Here is a 25,002-nt window from a genome sequence, read left to right on the forward strand (position 1 = left end):
ATCAACCATGGCACGTGCGGTCGGCATCGACCTGGGCACGACTAACTCCGTCGTCAGCGTTCTGGAGGGCGGCGAGCCCACCGTCATCACCAACGCCGAGGGTGCCAGGACCACGCCGTCCGTCGTCGCCTTCGCCAAGAACGGCGAGGTGCTCGTCGGCGAGGTCGCCAAGCGCCAGGCGGTCACGAACGTGGACCGGACCATCCGCTCGGTGAAGCGCCACATGGGCACCGACTGGAAGATCCAGCTCGACGGCAAGGACTTCAACCCGCAGCAGATCTCCGCGTTCATCCTGCAGAAGCTGAAGCGGGACGCGGAGGCCTACCTGGGCGAGAAGGTCACGGACGCGGTCATCACCGTCCCGGCCTACTTCAACGACTCCGAGCGCCAGGCGACGAAGGAGGCCGGCGAGATCGCCGGTCTGAACGTCCTCCGTATCGTCAACGAGCCGACCGCGGCCGCGCTCGCCTACGGCCTCGACAAGGACGACCAGACGATCCTCGTCTTCGACCTCGGTGGCGGCACCTTCGATGTGTCCCTGCTGGAGATCGGCGACGGCGTCGTCGAGGTGAAGGCCACCAACGGTGACAACCACCTCGGTGGTGACGACTGGGACCAGCGCGTCGTCGACTACCTGGTCAAGCAGTTCCAGTCCGGTCACGGCGTGGACCTGTCCAAGGACAAGATGGCCCTCCAGCGCCTGCGTGAGGCCGCCGAGAAGGCCAAGATCGAGCTGTCCTCCTCCACGGAGACCTCGATCAACCTGCCGTACATCACCGCGTCCGCCGAGGGCCCGCTGCACCTGGACGAGAAGCTCACCCGGGCTCAGTTCCAGCAGCTGACGGCCGACCTGCTGGAGCGCTGCAAGACGCCGTTCCACAACGTCATCAAGGACGCCGGCATCTCCATCAACGAGATCGACCACGTCGTCCTCGTCGGTGGCTCCACCCGTATGCCCGCCGTCGCCGAGCTCGTCAAGGAGCTGACCGGCGGCAAGGAGGCCAACAAGGGTGTGAACCCGGACGAGGTCGTCGCCATCGGCGCCTCGCTCCAGGCCGGTGTCCTCAAGGGCGAGGTCAAGGACGTCCTGCTGCTCGACGTCACCCCGCTGTCCCTCGGCATCGAGACCAAGGGCGGCATCATGACCAAGCTGATCGAGCGCAACACCACGATCCCGACCAAGCGCTCGGAGATCTTCACCACGGCCGAGGACAACCAGCCGTCCGTGCAGATCCAGGTCTACCAGGGCGAGCGCGAGATCGCGGCGTACAACAAGAAGCTCGGCATGTTCGAGCTGACCGGTCTGCCGCCGGCGCCCCGCGGCGTCCCGCAGATCGAGGTCTCCTTCGACATCGACGCCAACGGCATCATGCACGTCACGGCGAAGGACCTCGGCACCGGCAAGGAGCAGAAGATGACCGTCACCGGCGGCTCCTCGCTCCCGAAGGAAGAGGTCGACCGCATGCGCGAGGAGGCCGAGCGCTACGCGGAGGAGGACCACAAGCGCCGCGAGGCCGCCGAGGCCCGCAACCAGGGCGAGCAGCTGGTCTACCAGACCGAGAAGTTCCTCAAGGACAACGAGGACAAGGTCCCCGGTGAGATCAGGACCGAGGTCGAGGCCGCGGTCGGCGAGCTGAAGGACGCCCTCAAGGGCGAGGACACCGCCGAGATCCGCACCGCCACCGAGAAGGTCGCCGCCGTCTCGCAGAAGCTGGGCCAGGCCCTGTACGCCGACGCCCAGGGCGCGCAGGCCGCGGGCGGTGCCGAGGGCGCGGCCGCCGGCGGTGCCAAGGCCGCCGACGACGACGTGGTGGACGCCGAGATCGTGGACGACGAGCGCAAGGACGGTGCCGCGTAATGACGGAGGAGACCCCGGGTTTCGAGGAGAAGCCCGACGTCCCCTCCGGCGCCACCCCTGACGACGCCGAGCCGAAGGCCGCCTCCTCCGAGGAGGCGGCGGCCCCGGCCGGGGACGCGAACGCAGAGAACGCCGGTCTGGTCGCCCAACTGGACCAGGTGCGCACGGCGCTCGGCGAGCGCACGGCGGACCTCCAGCGGCTCCAGGCCGAGTACCAGAACTACCGCCGCCGGGTCGAGCGGGACCGGATCGCGGTCAAGGAGATCGCCATCGCGAACCTCCTGACCGAACTCCTGCCCGTGCTCGACGACATCGGCCGGGCGCGGGAACACGGCGAACTGGTCGGCGGCTTCAAGTCGGTGGCCGAGTCGCTGGAGACCGTCGCGGCCAAGATGGGCCTGCAGCAGTTCGGCAAGGAGGGCGAGCCCTTCGACCCGACGATCCACGAGGCCCTGATGCACAGCTACGCGCCGGACGTCACCGAGACGACCTGCGTGGCGATCCTGCAGCCGGGGTACCGCATCGGCGAGCGCACCATCCGCCCCGCGCGGGTGGCCGTCGCCGAGCCGCAGCCCGGCGCCCAGACCGTCAAGGCCGAGGGCGCCGAGGAGAACACCCCGGCGGCCGACGACAAGGAGAGCGGTGGCCCGGACGAGGGCTGACGTGAGGACCACTGAGGGGAAGGAGGGACGTCGGGGATGAGCACCAAGGACTTCATCGAGAAGGACTACTACAAGGTCCTCGGCGTCCCCAAGGACGCCACCGAGGCCGAGATCAAGAAGGCGTACCGGAAGCTCGCCCGCGAGTTCCACCCGGACGCCAACAAGGGCAACGCCAGGGCCGAGGAGCGCTTCAAGGAGATCTCCGAGGCGAACGACGTCCTCGGCGACCCCAAGAAGCGCAAGGAGTACGACGAGGCACGCGCCCTGTTCGGCAACGGCGGCTTCCGCCCCGGGCCGGGCGCCGGCGGCGGCTCCTTCAACTTCGACCTGGGCGACCTCTTCGGAGGCGCGGGCGGTGCCCAGGGCGGAGGCTTCGGCGGCGGACTCGGTGACGTCTTCGGGGGCCTGTTCAACCGCGGCGGCGCGGGTACGAGCCGTACCCAGCCCCGGCGCGGCCAGGACATCGACACCGAGGTCACGCTGAGCTTCACGGAGGCCATCGAGGGCGCCACGGTGCCGCTGCGGATGTCCTCCCAGTCACCCTGCAAGGCCTGCTCGGGCACCGGCGACAAGAACGGCACACCGCGCGTGTGCCCGACCTGCGTCGGCACCGGTCAGGTCGCGCGGGGCTCCGGTGGCGGCTTCTCGCTCACCGACCCCTGCCCCGACTGCAAGGGCCGCGGCCTGATCGCCGAGCACCCCTGCCTGGAGTGCAAGGGCAGCGGGCGCGCCAAGTCGTCGCGGACCATGCAGGTCCGCATCCCGGCGGGCGTCACCGACGGGCAGCGGATCCGGCTGCGCGGCAAGGGCGCGCCCGGCGAGCGGGGCGGTCCGGCCGGCGACCTGTACGTGGTCGTCCATGTCGGCGAGCACCCGGTGTTCGGGCGCAAGGGCGACAACCTCACCGTCACCGTGCCGGTGACGTTCGCCGAGGCGGCCCTGGGCGGCGAGGTGCGGGTGCCGACCCTCGGCGGCCCGGCCGTCACCCTGAAGCTGCCGCCGGGCACCCCGAACGGCCGGACCATGCGGGCGCGGGGCAAGGGCGCGGTCCGCAAGGACGGCACCCGCGGCGATCTGCTGGTCACCGTCGAGGTGAGTGTCCCGAAGGACCTGTCGGGGAAGGCTCGTGACGCGCTGGAGGCGTATCGCGAGGCGACCGCGGGCGAGGACCCGCGGGCGGAGCTGTTCGAGGCCGCGAAGGGAGCTTGAGAGTGATGGACGGCCGTCGACGTAACCCGTATGAACTGACCGAGGAGACCCCGGTCTACGTCATCTCGGTGGCGGCCCAGCTCTCCGGACTCCACCCGCAGACGCTGCGCCAGTACGACCGCCTGGGCCTGGTCTCCCCCGACCGCACCGCGGGCCGGGGCCGCCGCTACTCGGCCCGCGACATCGAACTGCTCCGCCAGGTGCAGCAGTTGTCGCAGGACGAGGGCATCAACCTGGCCGGCATCAAGCGCATCATCGAACTGGAGAACCAGGTCGTCGCGCTCCAGTCCCGGGTCGCGGAGCTGGAAGCGGCCCTGGACGGCGCCGCGGCCGCGATGCAGCAGCGCGAGGCCGCCGTGCACGCCTCCTACCGGCGCGACCTGGTGCCGTACCAGGAGGTCCAGCAGACCAGCGCGCTGGTGGTGTGGCGGCCGAAGCGGCAGCAGCAGGACTGACGCGCCCAGGCGCGTACGAAGAGGGGCCCGGGTACCGGGCCCCTCTCGTCGTGCCCGGTCAGCCGGCGGGCGCCGGCTCGGTGCCGTCCTCGGCCGGCGGTGTGCCCAGCTCGGTGGCGACGACCACGTTCGCCTCGTGGGTCAGCTGGTAGCGGGAGTTCCAGTTCGTGTCCACGGCGTCCACGAAGAAGCAGCGCTCCTCGCCGTCCGGGGTCGTCTGGTACCGGTAGGAGGTGACGTCGGGCATCAGCCAGGCGTCCTGGGACGCGGAGCAGACCCGGTCCTCGCCGTCGCTCAGGATCCGGCCCGCGTAGACGGAGTACCGGTGCAGGTCGGGCGCCGGGTTCTGGTCCCAGGTCAGCTCGAAGCCGTAGTCGGTCGGGGTGACCTGCAGCCCGGTGACCAGGGGCGGCGGGGTGTCGTCCCGGCGCTTGCCGGCGAGGGCGGCGGACCGGGCCGACTCGTTGCCGGCCGCGTCCACCGCGGTCACCCGGTAGTAGTACGTGGTGCCCACCGCGGCCGAGGCGTCCCGGTAGGACGTCTCCTGCGTGCTGCCCAGGAGGGTGTAGGTGCCGGTCGCGGTCGCCGCCCGGTACATCCGGTAGGAGACCGCGCCGGGCTCGGTGCTCCAGCCGATGCGCAGGCCGTCCTGCTCGGAGGCGTCGGTGACCTCCAGCCCGGCCGGCGCGCCGGGCGCGGTGCGGTCGGCGGTGGTGACGGGCTTGTCCGCGGTGCCCGCGGACTCGTTGCCGGCCCGGTCGTAGGCGCGCACCTCGTAGTAGTACGTGTCGCCGGTCACCGGGAGGGTGGTGTCGGTGTACGTGGTGGCGGTGGTCGTCGCCAGCGGCGCGGCCTCGTACGGGTAGCCCTGCAGCCGCCGGTAGACGCGGTAGCCGGCGAGGTCCATCTCCTTGTTCTTCGACCAGCTGAGCTTCGCCCTGCCGGTCGCCGAGTCGTACGTCACCGAAGCGCCGGCGGGCACCAGCGGCTTGACCGTGTCGACGTCGGGCGAGGTGCGGGGCGTGTAGGCGAAGGAGACGTTCGCGGCGCCGGTCCAGTTCACGAAGTCCACGCGGAGCGTGTGCCTGCCGGACGGCACGGTGACGTTGACGGTCTTCTTCTGGGTGGTGGAGACGTTCTTCCACAGGTCGACCTTGCGGGTGCCGTCCAGGTAGACCCGGATCCCGTCCTGCGCGGCGACCGTGAGGGCGAAGGGCCCGCCGGAACCGAAGTCGCGGGTGACGGTCCAGCGGACGCCGAAGTTGTTACTGGGCAGGCCCGAGGCCGGGGCCCCGGTGCCCCACTGCTCGGCGACCGCGCTGTCGCAGTCGGTCTTCTTCGGGGTGCCGGAGAAGGTGGTGTTCGCGAAGAACTGCCGGGTGTAGACCGGCGAGGCGCAGCCGGTCGCGGCGGACGCGCTCGGGGCGAACGCGCCCAGCAGGGCACCGGAGGCGGCGAGTACGACCGCCGTGGCGGTCGTACGTCTGGCTGAGTTCATTCGGTCCTCTGATCGAGTCGTAGTGCGGCTCGGGGCCGTCATGATCACGACTCGTGATGGACCGGGTTGGTTGTACGGATCTTTGCAGACCCGTGAACTGCCTTTGGATGTACGGCCCGTAAAGGGCATTTGAAGAGGGTTTCGCATGGCCTCCACAGGGAGAGCTGAGCGTGGTGTTGCGGACTCGTTAAGTGATTCTTCTTGACGCCGGGTGCGGCCGCCAAGTTGTCTTTTCAGACACCTGGGTCGTATAGCTGCACCCACGTCCGGAACGCACCTGAAGTGAGCTCTCGAATGCGTCGAATCGCCATATCCGTGGCCGCGTCCACGATGACCCTCTCGCTCGCCGGCTGTGGCGTGCTGAACGCGACGGGGGACGGCGCGAGCGCGAGCCCGACCAAGGGCAACGACATCACCGTGGGCCTGCTCCTGCCGGAGAAGGCCAACACCCGCTACGACAAGTTCGACTACCCCATCATTCGGGACAAGGTGGCCGAACTCACCAAGAAGCAGGGCAAGGTGCAGTACGCCAACGCCGACGCGAGCGCCGCCCGGCAGTCCGAGCAGATGCAGAACATGATCGACGCCAAGGCCGACGTCATCCTGGTCGACGCGGTGGACTCGCACGCCATCGCCGACGAGGTGAAGAAGGCCAAGGACGCGGGCATTCCGGTCATCGCCTACGACCGGCTCGCCGAGGGCCCGATCGACGCCTACATCTCCTTCGACAACGAACTCGTCGGCGAGGTGCAGGGCCGCAGCCTGCTGGAGGCGCTCGGACCGAACGTCGACACCTCCGACAAGGTCGTCATGGTGAACGGCTCGCCCACCGACCCCAACGCCAAGCAGTTCAAGGAGGGTGCGCTCTCCGAGCTGAACGGCAAGGTGGACATCGCGGACAGCTTCGACACCCCGGACTGGAAGCCGGAGAACGCCGAGGCCTTCATGGCCAAGGCCATCGCGCAGATCGGCAAGAGCAACATCGCCGGCGTCTACGCCGCCAACGACGGCATGGCGGGCGGTGTCCTCAAGGCGCTGAAGGCGGCCGGTGTCACCGAGCTGCCCCCGATCACCGGCCAGGACGCCGAACTGGACGCCGTGCAGCGGGTGGTGAGCGGCGAGCAGTACATGAGCGTCTACAAGTCATACCCGGACGAGGCCGAGGCCGCCGCGCAGATGGCCGTCACCAAGATCCAGGGCAAGGGCATCCAGTTCGACGCCCTCACCCAGGACCGGGTGGACAGCCCCACCCTCAAGGACATCCCGTCCAAGCTGGTGCAGGTGAGCGCGCTCACCAAGCACACCGTCAAGGACACGGTCGTCGCCGACGGCATCTACGGCATCGATGACATCTGCACCGCCAAGTACAAGGCGGCCTGCGCGGCGATCGGCCTCAAGTAGGCCCGGCCCCGCTTCCCCGGAGCGGCCCGGCCGGGAGCGCTCCGGCTGCCGGCGGCACCCGCCGGGAAGCGGCCCCGCGGCTCCGCAGCGGCGTCCGTGCCGCCACCGCCGTCTTGTGGCGACACGGGGGCGGCGCGGCACCGAAAGCGGGCACAGCGGGATTTTCCGGTGGGCACCGTGGGGGGAGCCGTGTTGCGGACCCCCTTCGGCGCCGCGCATAGTTGCGCTGCGGAAGTGGCAGCACACCGGGGGTGGAATGGGCGATGGCCGGGCGCGGGGCGGAGGGGCATCCTCACGGTGCCGACCGGCTGTGTGAGGCCGGGGATCGGGTGTACTCCCGTGCCGTGCGCCGGGGACGGGTGCCGCGCACGGACGCCGAACCGGTTCCCTGCCTGCTGGAACTGGCCCTGCTGCACCCCGACCCCGACGACATGGACTGGCTGGTGCCCACCTCCCCGCAGGAGGTCATGACCCGGCTGCTGCGCGGGGTCTACGACGAGGTCAGCGCGAGCCAGCGACGGGTGGGCTCGGCGGTGGCCGCCTTCGAGTGGTACGCGGGCCTGGGCCGGCAGCTGAACACGCCGGCAACGGCCGAGGGCAGCGCCATCCGGGTCCTGGACGGGCTCTCCCGCATCCAGGCCGCGATGGACGAGGCGACCGAGGCGTGCACCACCGAGGTGCTCACCGTGCAGCCCGGCGGCATCCGGCGGGAGGCCGAACTCACCGAGGGCCTGCACCGGGCGCTGGCGCTGCGCGGCCGGGGCGTGCGCATGCGTGACCTCTACACGCACGTGGCCCGGCACGGCCAGGGCCTGCTCAACTACCTGGAGCTGATGGGCGACACGGTGGAGGCCCGCACCCTGGACGAGGTCATCGACCGGCTCATCCTCTTCGACCGCACGGTGGCGTTCATCCCCGCCAACGCCGACCGCACGATGGCGCTGGAGCTGCGCCACCCGGCGCTGGTGGAGTACCTGGTCACGGTCTTCGAACGCCTCTGGCGGCTGGCGATCCCGCTCACCGCGCCCCTCCCCGACACCGGCATCGAGGGCATCTCCCACCGTGAGCAGTCCATCGCCGCGCTGCTCGCCGAGGGGCACCAGGACGCCGTCATCGCCGAGCGGCTCGGTATCAGCGTGCGCACCTGCCGGGCCCACATCGCCCGGCTGTCGGAGACCCTGGGCGCCGCCAGCCGCACCCAACTCGGCGTGCGCATCGCCCAGGTCGGCCTGGACGGCCACCGCCCGCCGCTGCCGGCCACCGCCCTCACCGGTCCGGATCAGGAACCCCCGGCCGCGCGATGAGACACCCGGGCCACGCCCGGCTCCGCCGCGCCGGGCTCCGGGTGCCACGCCGGTCCGGGCCCGGCCGTCACCTCAGTGGTCGCGGTCCAGGATGCCGGACTGGGCGATGAGATAGCCGAGTTGGGCGCGGCTGCCGCTGCCGAGGGCCTGGGCGAGTTTGGCGATGTGGGCCCGGCAGGTGCGGACGTTCATGCCGAGGCGGCGGGCGATGGCCTCGTCCACGTGGCCTTCGACCAGGAGCTTGGCTATGGAGTGCTGGATCTCGGTGATGCCGTCGGGCGCCGCTTCGTAGGGGGCGCCGGCGCTCAGCGGAACGGAGCGGGCCCACATGAACTCGAAGACCTTGATCAGGTAGCGGACGAGGCCCGGGTGCCGGAGTTCGAGAGCCACCTGCTGGTCGTCCCGGGTCGGGATGAAGGCGACGCTCTCGTCACAGACGATGAGGCGGTCCACCACCTCGTCGATGGTGCGGTACTCCACCTTGCCGTTCGACAGCTGTCCCACGTAGGCCAGTTTCTCCGGGCTGTACCGCGCGGTGTGCTGATACAGGGTGCGGATGCGCACGCCCCGCTCGATCAGTGGCCTGTCCCGCTCGAGCCCCTGGGCCAGGCTTCGCTCGGAGAAGCGGTCGTCGCTCGGTTGGATGGTGAGAACCTCGGTCTGGCACTGGGACGTGGCCAGGTTGAGCGCCGCATTGATCCGCTCACTGCCCTCCAGCACGGTGAGCGAGTGATCGGTCGTCACCGACTGAGCGCTGAGCGCCATGAACGGCTCGAAAGTGTCTGCGAGTCTGATGGACAAGCGTCGACGCTCGGTGATGTCCCGCTCGATGGGAAGCAGGCGTTCGGCCAGTGCCACCGACGGCGGTACAGGCTGCAACCAGTCCAGGTCGTCCGGGTCCGGATGGAGAAGGGCGAATTCCACCAGGCAGGGAGCGCACTCCACTTCCTTGCGGGCGATCCGTCCCATGCGCAGGGCGTTCGCGTAAAGCCGGGCTCCCTCGTCACATAGTTCGGTCACCGCATGGGGATGCGTCGCCTTAGTCTGATTTGCCACGAAATCTCCACCCCCCAGGGTCCTGAACATGCAGGAACATGATGCACCGATTGTGTGGTCATGACGTGCCTGAATGAGCCATCGTTTTACCTGACGGGGGCAGAGGAGACTTTCAAGTGAGGACGAAGCCGATCATGCGCGACAGAACGCTTCGCTCGGTGCTTGTTGCCGCCCTCTCCGCCGCCACGGCCGTCGCGATCCTGTGCGGTCATGCCGGCGACAGGAGTGACGTCCGAGCGGACACGCACTGGCCGGTGGTGGCAGTGAACACCGTGGCCAGTGGTGACGTGAGCGAAGCAGGCATGGAGACCGACGGAGCTGGGAGCTGACGTGACGACTCCACCCGACGACCGCTCCTTCCGTCGCGAAATGGCCACCGCCTACCGTTCCGGCTGGCACTTCATCGATCTGGTCACCGCCATCCCCCACAGCGGTGACTCGCTGATGGTGACCGTGTTCGGGGAGCCGGTCGTCGTCACGCGGGACGACGACGGGGACGTACGGGCGTTCCGGTGCCTGCGCAAACCGCGTGGGGCGCCGCAGCCGGTGCGATGTGCCATCCGGTACGGAATGATCTTTGTGAACCTGGACCAGCGGGACCACCGGCTGACCGAGCCGGCGGAGTCCGACCTGAGGACCATCTCGGCCACCCCCCGCAGTGCCTGACGCGATTCCCCCGTCGTAACAGATCGCTCAGGCGCTTCCCCCCGCAGCGGCGTCACCGTGACCTGAACACGGTGACGCCGCTGCAGTTTCCGGGGATATTTCCGGGTATCGGCGTACCTCCACGGTGGCTGAAAACCGCCGAACCTCAGCCGTGTCCCAGCGCCCGCTCCACCTCGATCTCGATCACCACGCGGGAGGGGTTCGGCGACGGCGTCCGCTCGTACCGTTGCGCGTAGCGCCGCTCCGCCTCCGCGATCCGTTCCGGCTCCGTGCGCACGTACGCCCGCCCCTCCAGCGTCGCCCAGCGCCGGCCGTCCACCTGGCACACCGCCACCCGCGCCCCCTCGGGTCCGGCCGCGCGCACATGGGACACCTTGGTGCTCGCCCCGTTCGTGATCACCCTTGCCAGCCGCGCCCCGGCGTCGTAGGTCACGCCCACCGGTACGACGTGCGGACTGCCGTCGGGTCGCAGCGTGGTCAGCGTGCACAGATGCCGTTCGCGCCAGAAGGCGAGGTACGGCTCGCCGGGGGAAGCAGGGTCTACGGAGTGCCTGGTCATGCGGGCAACCTAAACCCGCGGGCCCCTCCCGCCCGAACCTTGAGCGGAATAGACTCAACTTTGTGTACGCTGGTTAAGTCAGCAGTGCGAGGTCGAGGAGGAGAACGGACACCGTGGACGCCGAGCTGACCAACAGGAGCCGGGACGCGATCAACGCGGCGAGCAGTCGTGCCGTGACCGAGGGGCACCCGGACCTCACCCCCGCCCACCTGCTGCTGGCTCTGCTCCAGGGGCAGGACAACGAGAACATCACCGACCTGCTCGCGGCCGTGGACGCCGACCAGGCCGCCGTACGCTCCGGCGCGGAGCGGATCCTGGCCGGCCTGCCCAGCGTGACCGGGTCCACCGTCGCGCCGCCACAGCCCAACCGGGATCTGCTGGCCGTGATCGCCGACGCCGGTGAGCGCGCGAAGGAACTGGGCGACGAGTACCTGTCCACCGAGCACCTGCTGATCGGTGTCGCCGCGAAGGGCGGCGCCGCCGGTGAGCTGCTCGCGCGGCAGGGCGCCGAGGCGAAGAAGCTGCTGGAGGCCTTCAAGAAGGCCAGGGGAGGACGCCGCGTGACCACCGCCGACCCCGAGGGCCAGTACAAGGCCCTGGAGAAGTTCGGCACCGACTTCACCGCCGCCGCCCGCGAGGGCCGGCTCGATCCGGTCATCGGGCGGGACCAGGAGATCCGGCGGGTCGTGCAGGTGCTGAGCCGCCGTACCAAGAACAACCCCGTCCTCATCGGTGAGCCCGGCGTCGGCAAGACCGCCGTCGTGGAAGGGCTCGCGCAGCGGATCGTCAAGGGGGACGTGCCCGAGTCGCTGAAGGACAAGCGGCTGGTCGCGCTGGACCTCGGGGCGATGGTGGCCGGTGCCAAGTACCGCGGTGAGTTCGAGGAGCGGCTGAAGGCCGTCCTCGCCGAGATCAAGGACTCCGACGGGCAGATCATCACCTTCATCGACGAGCTGCACACCGTCGTGGGCGCCGGTGCCGGCGGCGACTCCGCCATGGACGCGGGCAACATGCTCAAGCCCATGCTCGCCCGCGGTGAGCTGCGGATGGTGGGCGCCACGACGCTGGACGAGTACCGGGAGCGGATCGAGAAGGACCCCGCCCTGGAGCGGCGCTTCCAGCAGGTGCTCGTCGCCGAGCCCACGGTCGAGGACACCATCGCGATCCTGCGCGGGCTCAAGGGCCGGTACGAGGCCCACCACAAGGTGCAGATCGCGGACAGCGCGCTGGTGGCCGCCGCCACCCTGTCCGACCGGTACATCACCTCCCGCTTCCTGCCGGACAAGGCCATCGACCTCGTCGACGAGGCCGCCTCCCGGCTGCGGATGGAGATCGACTCCTCCCCCGTGGAGATCGACGAACTCCAGCGTGCCGTCGACCGGCTGAAGATGGAGGAGCTGGCGATCGGCAAGGAGACCGATCCGGCCTCCCTCGCCCGCCTGGAGAAGCTGCGCCGCGACCTCGCCGACAAGGAGGAGGAGCTGCGGGGCCTCACCGCCCGCTGGGAGAAGGAGAAGCAGTCCCTCAACCGGGTCGGTGAGCTGAAGGAGAAGCTGGACGACCTGCGCGGCCAGGCCGAACGAGCCCAGCGCGACGGCGACTTCGACACCGCGGCCAAGCTGCTCTACGGCGAGATCCCCCAGCTGGAGAAGGAGTTGGAGGCCGCCTCCGAGGCCGAGGAGGAGGTCGCCAGGGACACCATGGTCAAGGAGGAGGTCGGCGCCGACGACATCGCCGACGTCGTCGCCGCCTGGACCGGTATCCCCGCCGGGCGGCTCATGGAGGGCGAGACCCAGAAGCTGCTGCGCATGGAGGAGGAGATCGGCAAGCGGCTCATCGGGCAGAGCGAGGCCGTGCGGGCCGTCAGTGACGCCGTACGGCGGTCGCGGGCCGGGATCGCCGACCCCGACCGGCCCACCGGTTCCTTCCTCTTCCTCGGCCCGACCGGCGTCGGCAAGACCGAACTCGCCAAGGCGCTCGCCGACTTCCTCTTCGACGACGAGCGGGCCATGGTCCGCATCGACATGTCGGAGTACGGCGAGAAGCACAGCGTGGCCCGCCTGGTCGGCGCGCCCCCCGGATACGTCGGCTACGAGGAGGGCGGCCAGCTGACCGAGGCCGTGCGCCGGCGCCCGTACAGCGTGGTGCTGCTGGACGAGGTGGAGAAGGCCCACCCCGAGGTCTTCGACATCCTGCTCCAGGTGCTGGACGACGGCCGGCTCACGGACGGCCAGGGCCGCACGGTCGACTTCCGCAACACCATCCTGGTGCTCACCTCCAACCTGGGCAGCCAGTTCCTGATGGACCCGCTCACCTCCGAGGAGCAGAAGAAGGAGCAGGTCCTGGAGGTCGTCCGGTCCTCCTTCAAGCCGGAGTTCCTCAACCGGCTGGACGACCTGGTGGTCTTCTCGGCGCTGACCAAGCCCGAGCTGGAGCGGATCGCCCAGCTCCAGATCGACCGGCTCGCCAGGCGGCTGGCCGAGCGGCGGCTCGCGCTGGAGATCACCCCCGAGGCACTGGCCTGGCTGGCGGAGGAGGGCCTGGACCCGGCGTACGGCGCCCGGCCGCTGCGCCGCCTGGTGCAGACCGCCATCGGCGACCGGCTCGCCAAGGAGATCCTGTCGGGCGAGGTCAAGGACGGCGACACGGTCCGCGTGGACCGCTTCGCAGAGGGCCTGCTGGTCGGCCCGGCCACGGGCAAGACGCTGTGACGCTCAGGTGGTGAACGCCGAGAAGCGTACGAGGGCCCGCTCCGGGCCCTCGTACGTCACGGTGACGTCCGCGGCGTGCGCGCCGAAGCCCGGGCCGGCCGCGCCCGGGACCAGGCGGGCGTAGGACGCGGACCCCTCCTGGAACTCCAGGTGCAGACAGAGGCCGACGAAATCCGGAGAGCAGTACTGCGTCTTCGGCTCGGGGCCGACCGGACAGGTGGTGGCCAGCCAGTCGCGGACGTCCTTGCGCGGCATACGGAACCCCCGCAGTTTCGCCCCGCCGAAGGCCGGCGCCTCGGCGCACGGCACCTCCTCGGGGGCCCCGCCCAGGGGATGGTCCGAGGTCGAGAACTTCACCACCGCCACGATCATCCGGATCGGCATCAGTCCGGGCAGCGCCACGATGGCCGCGACAAGCCCCCACCTGGTCCGTCCTCGTGTCACTCCGCCCCCACGCGCAGTACACCCGCCACCCGACCAGCCGGATCCTGTCAGCCCACGGCTGACAGGGCCCCGTCGGGGCTTGCCACCCCCCTCCCCGCATGGGGGAGGATGGCGGCATCCGCATGAAGGGAAAAACACGGTGAGCATCGACCCGTCCTCGATTCCGAATTTCGGGGGCCAGCCCGAACCGCAGCCCCAAGGACCGGCGGGCCCCGTCCTCCCGGATCAGGACCTGGTGAAGCAGCTTCTCGACCAGATGGAGCTGAAGTACGTCGTCGACGAGGAGGGTGACCTCGCCGCGCCGTGGGAGCAGTTCCGCACCTACTTCATGTTCCGCGGAGAGGCCGAACAGGCGATCTTCTCGGTGCGGACCTTCTACGACCGGCCGCACAAGATCGACGAGAAGCCGCAGCTGCTCGAGTCCATCGACGACTGGAACCGCCGCACCCTGTGGCCGAAGGTGTACACCCACACCCACGACGACGGCACCGTCCGCCTGATCGGCGAGGCCCAGATGCTGATCGGCACGGGCGTCGACATCAACCACTTCGTCTCCTCCACGGTCAGCTGGGTGCGGGCCGCGATCGAGTTCGACAAGTGGCTGGTGGAGCAGCTGGGCCTGGAGCAGGAGGTCAACGAGTCCGAGCAGCCCGAGGACGACGGGGAGTAACAGCCCCCCGGGCCGGTCCGGGGGCTCCCGCCCCCGGACCGTACCCACCCGCGCTCACATGCGGCGCAGTCGCTCCGCCGCCTCCTGGAGGACCTCCTCGCGCTTGCAGAAGGCGAACCGCACGAACGGCGCCCCCGCCTCCCGGTCGTCGTAGAACACCGCGTTCGGGATGGCCACCACGCCCGCCCGCTCCGGCAGCGCCCGGCAGAACGCGAAGCCGTCCTTCTCGCCGAGGGGACGGATGTCGGTGGTGATGAAGTAGGTTCCGGCCGGCCGGAACACCTCGAAGCCCGCCGCCGTGAGCCCCTCCGCCAGGATGTCCCGGCGGGCCAGCATGCCGCTGCGGAACTCCTCGAAGTAGGAGTCGGGCAGGGCGAGCGCCTCGGCCACCGCGTACTGGAACGGGCCCGAGGCCACGTACGTCAGGAACTGCTTCACGGCGCGGACCGCGCTCACCAGCGCCGGCGCGGCCGTCACCCAGCCGACCTTCCAGCCGGTGAACGAGAAGGTCTTGCCGGCCGAGCCGATGCTCACCGTCCGCTCGCGCATCCCGGGGAACGTGGCCAGCGGCAGGTGCCCGGCACCGTCGAAGACCAGGTGCTCGTAGACCTCGTCGGTCACCACCAGCAGGTCACGCTCCACCGCCAGCTCGGCGATCGCGGCCAGCTCGGCGCGGGTGAGGACCGTGCCGGTCGGGTTGTGCGGCGTGTTGACCAGCAGCAGCCGGGTGCGGTCGGTGACGGCGGCCCGCAGCTCGTCGAGGTCCAGCCGGAAGCTTCCCTCGTGCGGCCGAAGCGTCACCGGCACCCGGGTGCCGCCGGCCATCGCGATGCTCGCCGCGTACGAGTCGTAGTACGGCTCCAGCGCCACCACCTCGTCGCCCGGCTCGACCAGCGCCAGCAGCGAGGCCGCGATCGCCTCCGTCGCGCCCGCGGTGACCAGCACCTCGGTGTCGGGGTCGTAGGACAGGCCGTAGCGGCGCTGCTGGTGCGCGGTGATCGCGGTGCGCAGCTCGGGGATGCCGGGGCCGGGCGGGTACTGGTTGCCGCGGCCGTCGCGGAGCGCCCGGACGGCGGCCTCCCGGATCTCCTCGGGGCCGTCGGTGTCGGGGAAGCCCTGGCCGAGGTTGATCGCCCCGGTCGCCACGGCGAGCGCCGACATCTCGGCGAAGATCGTCGTCCCGAACTCGGCGAGCCGGCGGTTGAGGTGAGGACGTGCGCTGGAGGTCATGCCGGCCATCCTGCGCTCAAGCCGGGGTTTCCTCAACTCACCTTCAGGCAACGGCCAACTTCCGTCCCGCCGACCTCCGAAACACCTTCCGGTGCAGGTCAGAGGGGGTTTTCCCGGACGGACCCTCAGAACTTGCTCAACTCTGCTTTGGGGTGGGAAGCGGGCGGGCATCCCCCCGGCACCGCGCGAGACGCGGCAACACGCGAGGCGCCCACGGGGGGCCGCTTCGGGGGAACGGAAGGAGGGTGGCGCCATGTTCGCAGGCATCATCCTGGCGGTGGTCGTGGTCGTGCTCCTCGCGGCGGGCCGGGCCCGCCGGAGCCGGAACGCCCGGCTGTCGCTGCACAAGGGCGGGCGGAACCGGTCGTACCGCTCGTCGGGCTCGTCTTCGTCGTCCTCGTCGTCCTCGACCTATGCGGACAGCGGGTCGAACAGCTGGTGGGTCGGCGGTGGCGGTGACTCCGGCTCGTCGGGCGGGCACGGCGGGCACGGTGGACACGGCGGGGGCCACGGGGGCCACTCCTGTGGGGGCCACTCCTGCGGTGGAGGTTCGTCGTGCGGCGGGGGATCCTCGTGCGGCGGGGGCGGATGCGGGGGAGGCAGCTGACACGGGGCAGCTGAGCTTCCGGAACAGGGGGAACCGTATCCGGGCCGCGCACCACCGAGCGCCCGTCGGAGGGACCATCCGGCGGGCGCTCGGCCTGTCCGTCCCCGCGCCCGGCGCACGCCGTGGTTGAACAGTTGAACTGTGGAGCCCTCTGAGGGATGGAAACCCCACGAAGTTGGGTAAAAACGCTGTGGCGGGGCCACCGTTCATGATTCCCTCTAAACCGCCAACGCAGCCCCCTCGGACGTCCTCAGACTCCCCCACCCCGGCCGGGCCGGCTGGGCTGACATGGCCGATCTCCCCCTTCTTTGTTTGCGTGTTAGCGGAGCCGATCCATGCTCACGACCCTGAACACCTCCTACACCGATACGCGCGCTGCCGACCTCGCCTGGGCCCTGGGACGCGAGCCGCTGCCCGCCCTGGCCACGCTCGACCTCGAACTCACCGGCGCCAAAATGCAGTTGCGGCTGCTCGGCGCGTCCCATCAGGTACTCCTGGAGGAGGAGCGGGGGAGCTGTTCGGAGACGGTCGCGTGCATCCCCGGCTCCAGCACCCCGCTGCCGCTGGGCGTCGCCAAGCGGATCGGCGACTGGGAGTACGAGTTCGCCGCCCGCGTGGAGGTGCTCACCCCCGGCTCGTTCGCGGGCCGCGCCCAGGAGTTGCTGGCCCTCGTCTCCGACCATCCGCACGGCCTCGCCGGTGTCTTCCCCGGCAGCCCGCACGCCTTCACCGCGATGCTGGCCCAGTGGCACGAGGGCCAGGTGCACTGGCGCACCTGGCACGCCTACCCGCAGGACGGGCAGTTGGTCGCCACCCGGACCCGGGTCGGGCCACGGGGGAGAGCGGTGCGGCCGAAGTGACGGCGGCGCGGCCGGGGTGACGGCTGTGCGGTCAAGTGACGGCACGGTCGAGTGACGGCACGGTCGAGTGACGGTGGCGCGGCGTGGTGGCGGTGCGGCGGGGGTGACGGCTGCGCGGCCGGTGACGGCGGCGCGGTGTGGTGGCGGCTGTGCGGCCGGGGTGACGGCGGTGCAGTTGACGTGACGGTGGCGCAGTCCAGTGACGGTGGCGCGCCATGGTGGCGGTGCGGCCGGGGTGACGGCTGTGCGGTCGAGTGACGGCACGGTCGAGTGACGGCGGTGCGGCGTGGTGGCGGCGCGGTCGAGGGCACGATGGCGGGGCCGAGGGAACGGGATCGCGCCCGAGGCGACCGCCCGGCCGTACGGCTCGTCCCGGTGCGTCGTCGGCATAAACCCGCACTGCGTCAACCGCCCGCAGATCCACACGTGTGGGTGACGAAGCGTCCCGAGTACGTGACGTAACGTCGCAGCGTGATCGAACGGCCCGCCCCCGCGCCCCCGGGCGCCCCGCCCTCCCGGACATGCCCCGCACGGCTGCCCGTCCGGCCCGGCACCGGGCGGTTCCTGGTCCTCGTGTGCGTCTTCGTCTGCGCGGCCTGCGGACTCGTGTACGAACTGGAACTCGTCGCCTTCGCCTCCTACCTGATCGGGGACTCGGTCACCCAGGCCTCCGTGGTGCTGTCCGTGATGGTGTTCGCGATGGGCATCGGCTCCCTCGCCGCCAAACGGCTGCGCTGGCACGCGGCGGCCGGATTCGGCGCCGTCGAGTCGGCCCTCGCGCTGATCGGCGGCTGCAGCGCCATGGCCCTGTACGCCGTCTTCGCCTGGACCGCCGGCTGGGGCGGTATATGGGCCGCCGGACCGCGCTGCCTCCTGGTCGCCTTCTCCCTCGCCATCGGCCTGCTCATCGGTGCCGAGGTCCCGCTGCTGATGGAGCTGATCCAGCGCATCCGCCGGCAGGACGCGGGCGGCGCGGTGGCCGACCTGTTCGCCGCGGACTACGTCGGCGCCCTCGTCGGCGGCCTCGCCTTCCCCTTCCTTCTCCTGCCGTTCCTGGGCCAGTTGACCGGCGCGCTGCTGACCGGCACGGTCAACGTGGTCGCGGGCGGTGCCCTGGTCCTCGGCCTCTTCCGCCGCGACCTCACCCGCCGCGCCCGCTGGACCCTGCTGCTCACCGGCCTCCTCGTGCTCGGCGTCCTCGCCTCGGCCGCCGCCCTCGCCGGTGACTTCGAACGGGCCGCCCGGCGCGCCGTGTACGGCACCGACGTCCGGGTGGCCGTACGGACCGGCGTCCAGGAGGTCGTGCTGGCCGGCGGCACCGGGGGCCGGCCCCTCGACCTGTTCCTCGACGGCCGCCTGCGCGTCGGCGGCCGGGACGCCCGCCGCTACCGCGAGGCCCTGGTCGGGCCCGCTCTGGCCGGCCCGCACACGCGCGTCCTGATCCTCGGCGGCGGCGACGGCCTGGCCGCCCGCGAGGTGCTGCGCCGGCACGGCGTGCACCGTGTCGACGTCGTCGAACGCGACCCGGGCCTGGTGGACCTGGCCCGCCGCGACCCCGGCCTGTCCGCCGCCAACGGGCACGCCTTCGCCGACCGGCGCCTGCACGTCACCACCGCCGACGCGCTCGGCTGGCTGCGGCGGGCGCGCGGGCCGGTGTACGACGTCGTCGTCGCCGACCTCCCCGACCCGGGGATCACCGCCAGTACCAAGCTGTACTCCCAGGAGTTCTACGGCCTCGCCCGCCGCGTCCTGGCCCCGGACGGCCGCCTGGTGGTGCACGCGGGCCCCGTCACCGCCCGTCCCCGCGCCTTCTGGACCGTCGCCGCGACCCTGCGCACCGCCGGCTTCGCGGTCTCCCCCTACCGGGTCCTCGGCCACGACACCGGCTTCGCCCCCGGCCCCGACCGCTCGACCGGTACGTCCCGGGCCCCGCGCGACTGGGGCTTCCTCCTTGCGGCACCCGGGCTCACGGCGCCGCCCCTGCGGATGACCGGGCACGCGGCCACCTTCACCCAGGCCGACCTGGCGGCGGACGCCCGGGCGGCGGAGCGGACCAGGGTCGGGGGACTGCGGGCGTCGACGCTGGTGCATCCGAGGTACTGAGAGGTGCGGGGGCGCGGGGGCGGGGGACAGGCGGGGTGAGGGCGGGCGCATCCGGGCGTCGCCCGGGTGGTGCCGCGCCGCGCCGCGCCGAGTGAGCGAGCGAGTGAGTGAGCGACGTGCGGGCGGAGGGGGCCCGGGGGCGGAGCTCCGGCAGGCCCGGGTGAGTTCCGGCCACAACTGGGTAGGCTCCCCGACCATGGAGCACCAGGTCTTCGTCCCGGTCCCCGCAGAGCGGCTCCGCGCCGCGCTGGCCGACAAGGCCCACGTGGCCCGGGCCGTCCCCGGCCTGCAACAGGAGGCCGGTGCCGAACCGCTCACCGGCCGGCTGAAACTCCGCGTCGCCGGACATTCCATCACCTACCGGGGCACCGCCCGCGTCACCCCCCGGGAGGACGGCACGTACGCGGTGGACGGCGACGCCAGCGAGTCCCGCGGCACCGGCGCGGTCAAGCTCGCCCTGACGCTGACCCTCACGGACACCGAGGGCGGCTGCACGGTCACGGCCGAGGGCACCGCGGACGCGTCCGGCCGGATCACGGAACTGCCGGCGGAGACGGTGACCGCGGCGGCGACCAGGCTGCTGACCCGCTTCCTGGAAACCCTGGCGACGGATGCCGGCGAGCAGCCGGAACCGGCCGGCGGAGCCGCGGACGCGGACCAGCCCGAAAGCGCGGGTGGGGACGCGGCGCGGCCCGGGGAGGAGACCGGTGGCGGGGGCGCACACGAGGAGGAGTCCGGAAGCGCCGGCACCGCCGCCCGCGCCGTGCACCCCGACCGGCTCTCCGGCGACTTCGCCGACACGGGCGAACCGCCCGCCGAGGCGGCGCACGCCCGCCGCACCATGATCGGCCGCAGCGCCGAGGAGGTCGACCACGCCCCGCCGCGCGGCCGCTACGCCCCCGTACCGGCCCCCCAGACCGTCACCGGCAGCCCGGCCCTGCGCTGGGCGGCCCCCGCCGCGGCGCTGGCCCTGGCCTCCGCGATCGTGGTCACCCGCGCCCTGCGCAAACGCCGCTGACCTCTCCGGCGCACGATCTCTTGATCGCCCCAGTAGGGTCGGTTCCGTGAGTGACGAAGACATCACGCTGACCGCGGGCGACGCGGAAGTGACCGTGCGGCCCGGCAACGGCGGCCGGATCGGCGGGCTCCGGATCGGCGGTGTGGAGCTGCTGCGGCAGGGTGAGCGCTACGGCTGCTTCCCGATGGTGCCCTGGTGCGGCCGGACCCGGGAGGGCCGCTTCCTGGACGGCGGAACCGTCCGCCAGATGCCGCTGAACGCCCCGCCGCACGCCATCCACGGCACCGCGCGCGACGGCGCCTGGCGCACCGCGCGCGTCACGGAGAACGAGGCGGTGATCACGTACGAGCTGACCGACCCCTGGCCGCACCCCGGCCGCGTCACGCAGGTCGTCGCGCTCGCCGAGGACGGCCTGACGCTGACGCTGGCCGTGGAGACGTACGACGACTCCTTCCCGGCGCAGCTCGGCTGGCACCCCTGGTTCCACCGCAACCTCGGCGGCCGGGACGTGCAGCTGGAGTTCAAACCGGCCTGGCAGGAGGAGCGCGGCGCCGACCACCTGCCCACCGGCAACCGCATCGACCCGCGGCCGGGCCCCTGGGACGACTGCTTCGGCATGCCCGGTGGCGTCGACGTCACCCTCACCTGGCCGGAGCAGCTGGAGCTGAAGGTGACCAGCCGCGAGGAGTGGGTGGTGATCTACGACGAACAGGCCGAGGCCGTCTGCGTCGAGCCGCAGACCGGTCCGCCGAACGGGCTGAACACCCTTCCGCGCCTGGTCACCCCGCTGGACCCGCTGGAGGCCACCACCACCTGGAGCTGGCGGCGCCTCTAAGCTGGTCGGCATGACGGATGTACGCGGCGCGCTGCTGCAGCAGATCAAGGACAAGGCCGTGGTGCACGGCAAGGTGACCCTGTCGTCGGGCAAGGAAGCCGACTACTACATCGACCTCCGCCGCATCACGCTCGACGGCGAGGCAGCGCCGCTGGTCGGTCAGGTCATGCTCGACCTGACCGCCGACCTGGACTACGAGGCCGTCGGCGGACTCACCCTGGGCGCCGACCCGGTGGCCACCGCGATGCTGCACGCCTCCGCCGCGCGCGGCAGGACGCTGGACGCCTTCGTGGTCCGCAAGCAGGGCAAGGCGCACGGTCTGCAGCGCCGTATCGAGGGAGCCGAGGTCAAGGGCCGCCGGGTGCTGGCCGTCGAGGACACCTCCACCACCGGCGGCTCCGTGCTGACGGCCGTGGAGGCGCTGCGCGAGGCCGGCGCGGAGGTCGTCGCCGTCGCCACGATCGTGGACCGGGCCACCGGCGCGGCCGAGGCGATCGCCGAGCAGGCCGGTGTGCCCTACCTGTTCGCCTTCTCGAAGGATGAACTGGGTCTGGACTGACGACGCGGTGTGATCTGCACTGGACCGGGGGCGCCGCGTCGCGCCCCTCGTCTGGAAAGATGGGGCCGACGACGACGTCACCACCCCAGGTCTAGGTCAGGGCCGTAACGCAGAACCCAACCCGCAACACGAGGAGCGGACAGATGCCCATCGCAACCCCCGAGGTCTACAACGAGATGCTCGACCGGGCGAAGGCAGGCAAGTTCGCCTACCCGGCCATCAACGTGACCTCCTCGCAGACCCTGAACGCGGCGCTGCGCGGCTTCGCGGAGGCGGAGAGCGACGGCATCGTCCAGATCTCGACCGGCGGTGCCGAGTTCCTCGGCGGTCAGTACAGCAAGGACATGGTCACCGGCGCGGTCGCGCTGGCCGAGTACGCGCACATCATCGCCGAGAAGTACCCGGTCAACATCGCGCTGCACACCGACCACTGCCCGAAGGACAAGCTCGACGGGTACGTGCGTCCGCTGCTGGCGCTCTCCAAGAAGCGCGTCGACGCCGGCCTCACCCCGCTGTTCCAGTCCCACATGTGGGACGGCTCGGCCGAGACCCTCGCCGACAACCTGGAGATCGCCCAGGAGCTGCTGGAGCAGGCCCGCGCCGCCAAGATCATCCTTGAGGTGGAGATCACCCCCACCGGCGGCGAGGAGGACGGCGTCTCGCACGAGATCAACGACGAGCTGTACACCACCGTCGACGACGCGATCCGCACCGCCGAGGCGCTGGGCCTGGGCGAGAAGGGCCGCTACCTGCTGGCCGCCTCCTTCGGCAACGTGCACGGCGTGTACAAGCCGGGCAACGTCGTCCTCCGCCCGGAGCTGCTGAAGGAGCTGAACGACGGCGTCGCCGCCAAGTTCGGCAAGGCCTCGCCGTTCGACTTCGTCTTCCACGGCGGCTCCGGCTCCACCGAGCAGGAGATCCTCACCGCGCTGGAGAACGGCGTCGTGAAGATGAACATCGACACGGACACCCAGTACGCCTTCACCCGTCCGGTCGCCGGCCACATGTTCCAGAACTACGACGGCGTCCTGAAGGTCGACGGCGAGGTCGGCAACAAGAAGGCCTACGACCCGCGGACGTGGGGCAAGCTGGCCGAGGCGAGCATGGCCGCGCGCGTCGTGCAGGCCACGCAGAACCTGCGCTCGGCGGGCAACAAGATCAAGTAAGCGGTGGGTGCGGCGGGTCCGGCGGCTGTCCATGCCGTCGGGCCCGCTGTATACCTGGGGGCATGCCCGACGTCCGGCTGGCCTCGCCCCAGGGCAAGTGGATCCTGCTCACCACGGTCCTCGGCTCCAGCATGGCGATGCTGGACTCCACCGTCGTCAACGTCGCCCTGCCGCGCATCGGCCACGACCTCGACGCCGACCTCGCCGCCCTGCAGTGGACGGTCAACGCGTACATGGTCACGCTGGCCGGGCTGATCCTGCTGGGCGGCTCGCTCGGCGACCGCTACGGCCGGCGGAAGATCTTCGTCCTGGGCGTGGTGTGGTTCGCCGCCGCCTCCCTGCTGTGCGGTCTGGCGCCGAGCACCGCCGTACTGATCGCCGCGCGCGCGTTGCAGGGCATCGGCGGCGCCCTCCTCACCCCCGGCTCGCTCGCGCTGATCCAGGCGTCCTTCCACCCCGACGACCGCAGCCGCGCGGTCGGCCTGTGGTCCGGCTTCGGCGGCATCGGCGCCGCCGTCGGCCCCTTCCTCGGCGGCTGGCTGGTGGCCGGCCCCGGCTGGCGCTGGGTGTTCCTGCTCAACGTGCCGCTGGCGCTGCTGTGCGTACCGGTCGCCCGCCGGCACGTACCGGAATCCGCAGACCACCGCGCCCACGGCCGCTTCGACGTCCTCGGCGCGGCCCTCGGCGCCCTCGCGCTCGCCCTGCTGACGTACGCGCTCATCGAGGCCCGCGCCGGCTCGGCGGCGGTGGCGGTGTCCGCGGTGGCGGGCCTGGCGGCGGCCGTGGCCTTCGTGCACGTCGAGCGGCACCGCCCGGACCCGATGCTCCCGCCGGACGTCTTCGCCTCCCGCCAGTTCACGGCGGTCAACCTCGTCACCCTGTGCGTGTACGCGGCCTTCGGCGGGTTCTTCTTCCTCACCGCCCTCCAGCTCCAGGTGGTGGCCGGCTACTCCCCGCTGGCCGCCGGTACGGCCCTGCTCCCCACCACGGCCCTGATGCTCCTGTTCTCCTCCCGCTCCGGCGCCCTCGCCGACCGCACGGGTCCCCGCCTGCCGCTGACGGTCGGCCCCCTGCTCTGTGCGGCGGCGATGCTGCTGATGCTGCGGGTGGGGACGGACGCGGACTACCTCACCGACGTGCTCCCGGCCCTCCTGGTCATGGGCGCCGGCATGGTCACCCTGGTGGCCCCGCTGACCGCCACGGTCCTCGCCTCCGTCGACCCCGCGCGGGCGGGCCTGGCCAGCGGCATCAACAACGCGGCGGCGCGCGCGGCGGGCCTGGTGGCGGTGGCGGCGCTCCCGCTGCTCGCCGGGATGGGCCCGGAGGCGTACCGCTCCCCGGCCGCCTTCGACGCGGCGTTCGACCGGGCGATGCCGATCTGCGCGGGGGTGCTGGTGCTGGGCTCGGCCGTGGCGTTCGCCCTGGTCCGCCGCCCGGCCCCCGGCTGCCGCCGCCCCGAATGCCGGACCCACGGCAACGTGACGGCTCCGCCGCTGGAGGCGGGGGGCCGGGGGTGGCGACGGGCGTGACGGTGCCGAGGTGTGCTGCGGCCGTGGTGTCCGGGCGTGGTGTCCGGCTGCGGGTTCGTTGTGGCTGGTCGCGCAGTTCCCCGCGCCCCTCCGGGGCGCCTGCCGCACCCCCATGCCGAGCCGCTCCCCGTACCCGTACGCCAGACTGAACCCATGACGATTCACGAGAACCTCCTTGGCGGTCCGCCCCCCACCCACCTCCCCGACGACCCGGAGCCCCGCCAGGCCCTGGCGGCCGGCACCGCCCCCGCGGACGTCGCCGCCCAGCACCCGACCTCCTCCCTCGCCTGGGCCCAGCTGGCCGACGAGGCGTTCGAGCGGGGCGCGGTCGTGGAGTCGTACGCCTACGCCCGCACCGGCTACCACCGCGGCCTTGACGCCCTGCGCCGCAGCGGCTGGAAGGGCCACGGCCCGGTCCCCTGGGAGCACGAGCCGAACCGCGGCTTCCTGCGCGCCCTGCACGCCCTCGCCCGCGCCGCGCAGGCGATCGGAGAGCAGGACGAGTACGAGCGCTGCACACAGTTCCTGAAGGACTCCTCGCCGACGGCGGCCCAGACCCTGGGCTGACGGCGGCGGGACATTCGGTGTGGCCCGTCTGGCAG

The 25,002-nt window shown here is 71.5% G+C and carries 23 protein-coding genes; 18 read left to right on the forward strand and 5 right to left on the reverse strand.

The genetic code is table 11. The annotated features are described in order from the left end of the window. Positions 1-7: 7 nt before the first annotated feature. From dnaK to S1361_RS21285, 4 genes are read left to right on the forward strand one after another with little or no spacing between them, the layout of a single operon-like run. Entirely contained in the window at positions 8-1,858 is a 1,851-nt protein-coding gene (gene dnaK, locus S1361_RS21270) for a molecular chaperone DnaK (protein WP_208033390.1), read from the forward strand. Beyond that, positions 1,858-2,520, forward strand: a complete 663-nt coding sequence (grpE, locus tag S1361_RS21275) for a nucleotide exchange factor GrpE (RefSeq protein ID WP_208033391.1) — start codon at positions 1,858-1,860, stop codon at positions 2,518-2,520. Before dnaK ends, grpE begins: the two co-directional genes overlap by 1 nt. Positions 2,521-2,556: 36 nt before the next feature. Next, a complete protein-coding gene (dnaJ, locus tag S1361_RS21280; protein WP_208033392.1) occupies positions 2,557-3,729 on the forward strand; it encodes a molecular chaperone DnaJ in 1,173 nt (390 codons plus the stop codon). A 5-nt stretch (positions 3,730-3,734) separates the two neighbouring features. Beyond that, positions 3,735-4,184, forward strand: a complete 450-nt coding sequence (locus S1361_RS21285; protein WP_208033393.1) for a heat shock protein transcriptional repressor HspR — start codon at positions 3,735-3,737, stop codon at positions 4,182-4,184. Positions 4,185-4,242: 58 nt separating this feature from the next. On the opposite strand, the gene S1361_RS21290 is transcribed toward S1361_RS21285, so the two are convergent. Next, positions 4,243-5,682: a PA14 domain-containing protein gene (locus S1361_RS21290; RefSeq protein WP_208033394.1), complete on the reverse strand. Its 1,440-nt coding sequence runs from the start codon at positions 5,680-5,682 to the stop codon at positions 4,243-4,245. 294 nt (positions 5,683-5,976) lie between these two features. On the opposite strand from S1361_RS21290, the gene S1361_RS21295 reads away from it, so the two are divergent. Then, a complete protein-coding gene (locus S1361_RS21295) occupies positions 5,977-7,083 on the forward strand; it encodes a sugar ABC transporter substrate-binding protein (RefSeq protein ID WP_208033395.1) in 1,107 nt (368 codons plus the stop codon). A 263-nt stretch (positions 7,084-7,346) separates the two neighbouring features. After that, positions 7,347-8,387: a helix-turn-helix transcriptional regulator gene (locus S1361_RS21300; protein WP_243769248.1), complete on the forward strand. Its 1,041-nt coding sequence runs from the start codon at positions 7,347-7,349 to the stop codon at positions 8,385-8,387. Positions 8,388-8,459: 72 nt separating this feature from the next. On the opposite strand, the gene S1361_RS21305 is transcribed toward S1361_RS21300, so the two are convergent. Then, on the reverse strand, positions 8,460-9,473 hold the full coding sequence (locus S1361_RS21305; protein WP_208033397.1) for a helix-turn-helix domain-containing protein: 1,014 nt from the start codon (positions 9,471-9,473) through the stop codon (positions 8,460-8,462). 86 nt (positions 9,474-9,559) lie between these two features. Between S1361_RS21305 and S1361_RS21310 the strand changes: the two genes are divergently transcribed. Further along, the gene (locus S1361_RS21310; protein WP_208033398.1) at positions 9,560-9,772 is read left to right on the forward strand and encodes a hypothetical protein; all 213 of its coding nucleotides are present in this window, start codon (positions 9,560-9,562) and stop codon (positions 9,770-9,772) included. A 1-nt stretch (position 9,773) separates the two neighbouring features. After that, a complete protein-coding gene (locus S1361_RS21315; protein ID WP_208033399.1) occupies positions 9,774-10,109 on the forward strand; it encodes a Rieske (2Fe-2S) protein in 336 nt (111 codons plus the stop codon). 145 nt (positions 10,110-10,254) lie between these two features. Here S1361_RS21315 and S1361_RS21320 read toward each other — a convergent pair whose 3' ends face one another. After that, positions 10,255-10,668, reverse strand: coding sequence for a pyridoxamine 5'-phosphate oxidase family protein (locus tag S1361_RS21320; protein ID WP_208033400.1), 414 nt, complete (start codon positions 10,666-10,668; stop codon positions 10,255-10,257). Between the two features lie 113 nt (positions 10,669-10,781). Here S1361_RS21320 and clpB point away from each other — a divergent pair, with 113 nt between their 5' ends. Beyond that, complete coding sequence (gene clpB, locus S1361_RS21325; RefSeq protein WP_208033401.1) at positions 10,782-13,379, forward strand: ATP-dependent chaperone ClpB; 2,598 nt, start codon at positions 10,782-10,784, stop codon at positions 13,377-13,379. Positions 13,380-13,382: 3 nt separating this feature from the next. On the opposite strand, the gene S1361_RS21330 is transcribed toward clpB, so the two are convergent. Next, positions 13,383-13,781 carry a hypothetical protein gene (locus S1361_RS21330; protein WP_243769249.1) on the reverse strand — a complete coding sequence of 133 codons (399 nt, stop codon included), beginning with the start codon at positions 13,779-13,781 and terminating at the stop codon, positions 13,383-13,385. Positions 13,782-13,962: 181 nt separating this feature from the next. On the opposite strand from S1361_RS21330, the gene S1361_RS21335 reads away from it, so the two are divergent. Beyond that, on the forward strand, positions 13,963-14,493 hold the full coding sequence (locus tag S1361_RS21335) for a YbjN domain-containing protein (RefSeq protein ID WP_208033403.1): 531 nt from the start codon (positions 13,963-13,965) through the stop codon (positions 14,491-14,493). A 54-nt stretch (positions 14,494-14,547) separates the two neighbouring features. On the opposite strand, the gene S1361_RS21340 is transcribed toward S1361_RS21335, so the two are convergent. Further along, positions 14,548-15,732: a pyridoxal phosphate-dependent aminotransferase gene (locus S1361_RS21340; protein WP_208033404.1), complete on the reverse strand. Its 1,185-nt coding sequence runs from the start codon at positions 15,730-15,732 to the stop codon at positions 14,548-14,550. A 933-nt stretch (positions 15,733-16,665) separates the two neighbouring features. On the opposite strand from S1361_RS21340, the gene S1361_RS21345 reads away from it, so the two are divergent. From S1361_RS21345 to S1361_RS21380, 8 genes are all read left to right on the forward strand, one after another. Next, entirely contained in the window at positions 16,666-17,190 is a 525-nt protein-coding gene (locus S1361_RS21345; RefSeq protein WP_208033405.1) for a DUF2617 family protein, read from the forward strand. Positions 17,191-17,661: 471 nt separating this feature from the next. Next, positions 17,662-19,293 (forward strand): polyamine aminopropyltransferase, encoded by a 1,632-nt coding sequence (locus S1361_RS21350; protein ID WP_208033406.1) that lies wholly within the window; start codon positions 17,662-17,664, stop codon positions 19,291-19,293. Between the two features lie 196 nt (positions 19,294-19,489). Continuing rightward, entirely contained in the window at positions 19,490-20,311 is an 822-nt protein-coding gene (locus tag S1361_RS21355; RefSeq protein WP_208033407.1) for an SRPBCC family protein, read from the forward strand. Positions 20,312-20,357: 46 nt separating this feature from the next. Further along, positions 20,358-21,146 carry an aldose epimerase family protein gene (locus tag S1361_RS21360; RefSeq protein ID WP_208033408.1) on the forward strand — a complete coding sequence of 263 codons (789 nt, stop codon included), beginning with the start codon at positions 20,358-20,360 and terminating at the stop codon, positions 21,144-21,146. A 10-nt stretch (positions 21,147-21,156) separates the two neighbouring features. Beyond that, complete coding sequence (gene pyrE / locus S1361_RS21365; protein ID WP_208033409.1) at positions 21,157-21,705, forward strand: orotate phosphoribosyltransferase; 549 nt, start codon at positions 21,157-21,159, stop codon at positions 21,703-21,705. Positions 21,706-21,848: 143 nt separating this feature from the next. Next, the gene (fbaA, locus tag S1361_RS21370; RefSeq protein ID WP_208033410.1) at positions 21,849-22,871 is read left to right on the forward strand and encodes a class II fructose-bisphosphate aldolase; all 1,023 of its coding nucleotides are present in this window, start codon (positions 21,849-21,851) and stop codon (positions 22,869-22,871) included. 62 nt (positions 22,872-22,933) lie between these two features. Continuing rightward, positions 22,934-24,400 carry an MFS transporter gene (locus S1361_RS21375; protein WP_208033411.1) on the forward strand — a complete coding sequence of 489 codons (1,467 nt, stop codon included), beginning with the start codon at positions 22,934-22,936 and terminating at the stop codon, positions 24,398-24,400. Between the two features lie 153 nt (positions 24,401-24,553). Next, positions 24,554-24,967, forward strand: a complete 414-nt coding sequence (locus tag S1361_RS21380; protein ID WP_208033412.1) for a DUF3151 domain-containing protein — start codon at positions 24,554-24,556, stop codon at positions 24,965-24,967. Positions 24,968-25,002 lie beyond the last annotated feature (35 nt).

Origin of the sequence: Streptomyces cyanogenus (assembly GCF_017526105.1) — a bacterium.
In the GTDB taxonomy this organism is placed as follows: Bacteria; Actinomycetota; Actinomycetes; order Streptomycetales; family Streptomycetaceae; genus Streptomyces; species Streptomyces cyanogenus.

Excerpts from the sequence above, each read along its gene's own strand:
- dnaK (WP_208033390.1), top strand. The coding sequence starts at position 8 with ATGGCACGTGCGGTCGGCATCGACCTGGGCACGACTAACTCCGTCGTC.
- grpE (WP_208033391.1), top strand. The coding sequence starts at position 1,858 with ATGACGGAGGAGACCCCGGGTTTCGAGGAGAAGCCCGACGTCCCCTCC.
- dnaJ (WP_208033392.1), top strand. The coding sequence starts at position 2,557 with ATGAGCACCAAGGACTTCATCGAGAAGGACTACTACAAGGTCCTCGGC.
- S1361_RS21285 (WP_208033393.1), top strand. The coding sequence starts at position 3,735 with ATGGACGGCCGTCGACGTAACCCGTATGAACTGACCGAGGAGACCCCG.
- S1361_RS21290 (WP_208033394.1), bottom strand. The coding sequence starts at position 5,682 with ATGAACTCAGCCAGACGTACGACCGCCACGGCGGTCGTACTCGCCGCC.
- S1361_RS21295 (WP_208033395.1), top strand. The coding sequence starts at position 5,977 with ATGCGTCGAATCGCCATATCCGTGGCCGCGTCCACGATGACCCTCTCG.
- S1361_RS21300 (WP_243769248.1), top strand. The coding sequence starts at position 7,347 with ATGGCCGGGCGCGGGGCGGAGGGGCATCCTCACGGTGCCGACCGGCTG.
- S1361_RS21305 (WP_208033397.1), bottom strand. The coding sequence starts at position 9,473 with ATGTTCAGGACCCTGGGGGGTGGAGATTTCGTGGCAAATCAGACTAAG.
- S1361_RS21320 (WP_208033400.1), bottom strand. The coding sequence starts at position 10,668 with ATGACCAGGCACTCCGTAGACCCTGCTTCCCCCGGCGAGCCGTACCTC.
- S1361_RS21340 (WP_208033404.1), bottom strand. The coding sequence starts at position 15,732 with ATGGCCGGCATGACCTCCAGCGCACGTCCTCACCTCAACCGCCGGCTC.
- S1361_RS21345 (WP_208033405.1), top strand. The coding sequence starts at position 16,666 with ATGCTCACGACCCTGAACACCTCCTACACCGATACGCGCGCTGCCGAC.
- S1361_RS21355 (WP_208033407.1), top strand. The coding sequence starts at position 19,490 with ATGGAGCACCAGGTCTTCGTCCCGGTCCCCGCAGAGCGGCTCCGCGCC.
- pyrE (WP_208033409.1), top strand. The coding sequence starts at position 21,157 with ATGACGGATGTACGCGGCGCGCTGCTGCAGCAGATCAAGGACAAGGCC.
- fbaA (WP_208033410.1), top strand. The coding sequence starts at position 21,849 with ATGCCCATCGCAACCCCCGAGGTCTACAACGAGATGCTCGACCGGGCG.
- S1361_RS21375 (WP_208033411.1), top strand. The coding sequence starts at position 22,934 with ATGCCCGACGTCCGGCTGGCCTCGCCCCAGGGCAAGTGGATCCTGCTC.
- S1361_RS21380 (WP_208033412.1), top strand. The coding sequence starts at position 24,554 with ATGACGATTCACGAGAACCTCCTTGGCGGTCCGCCCCCCACCCACCTC.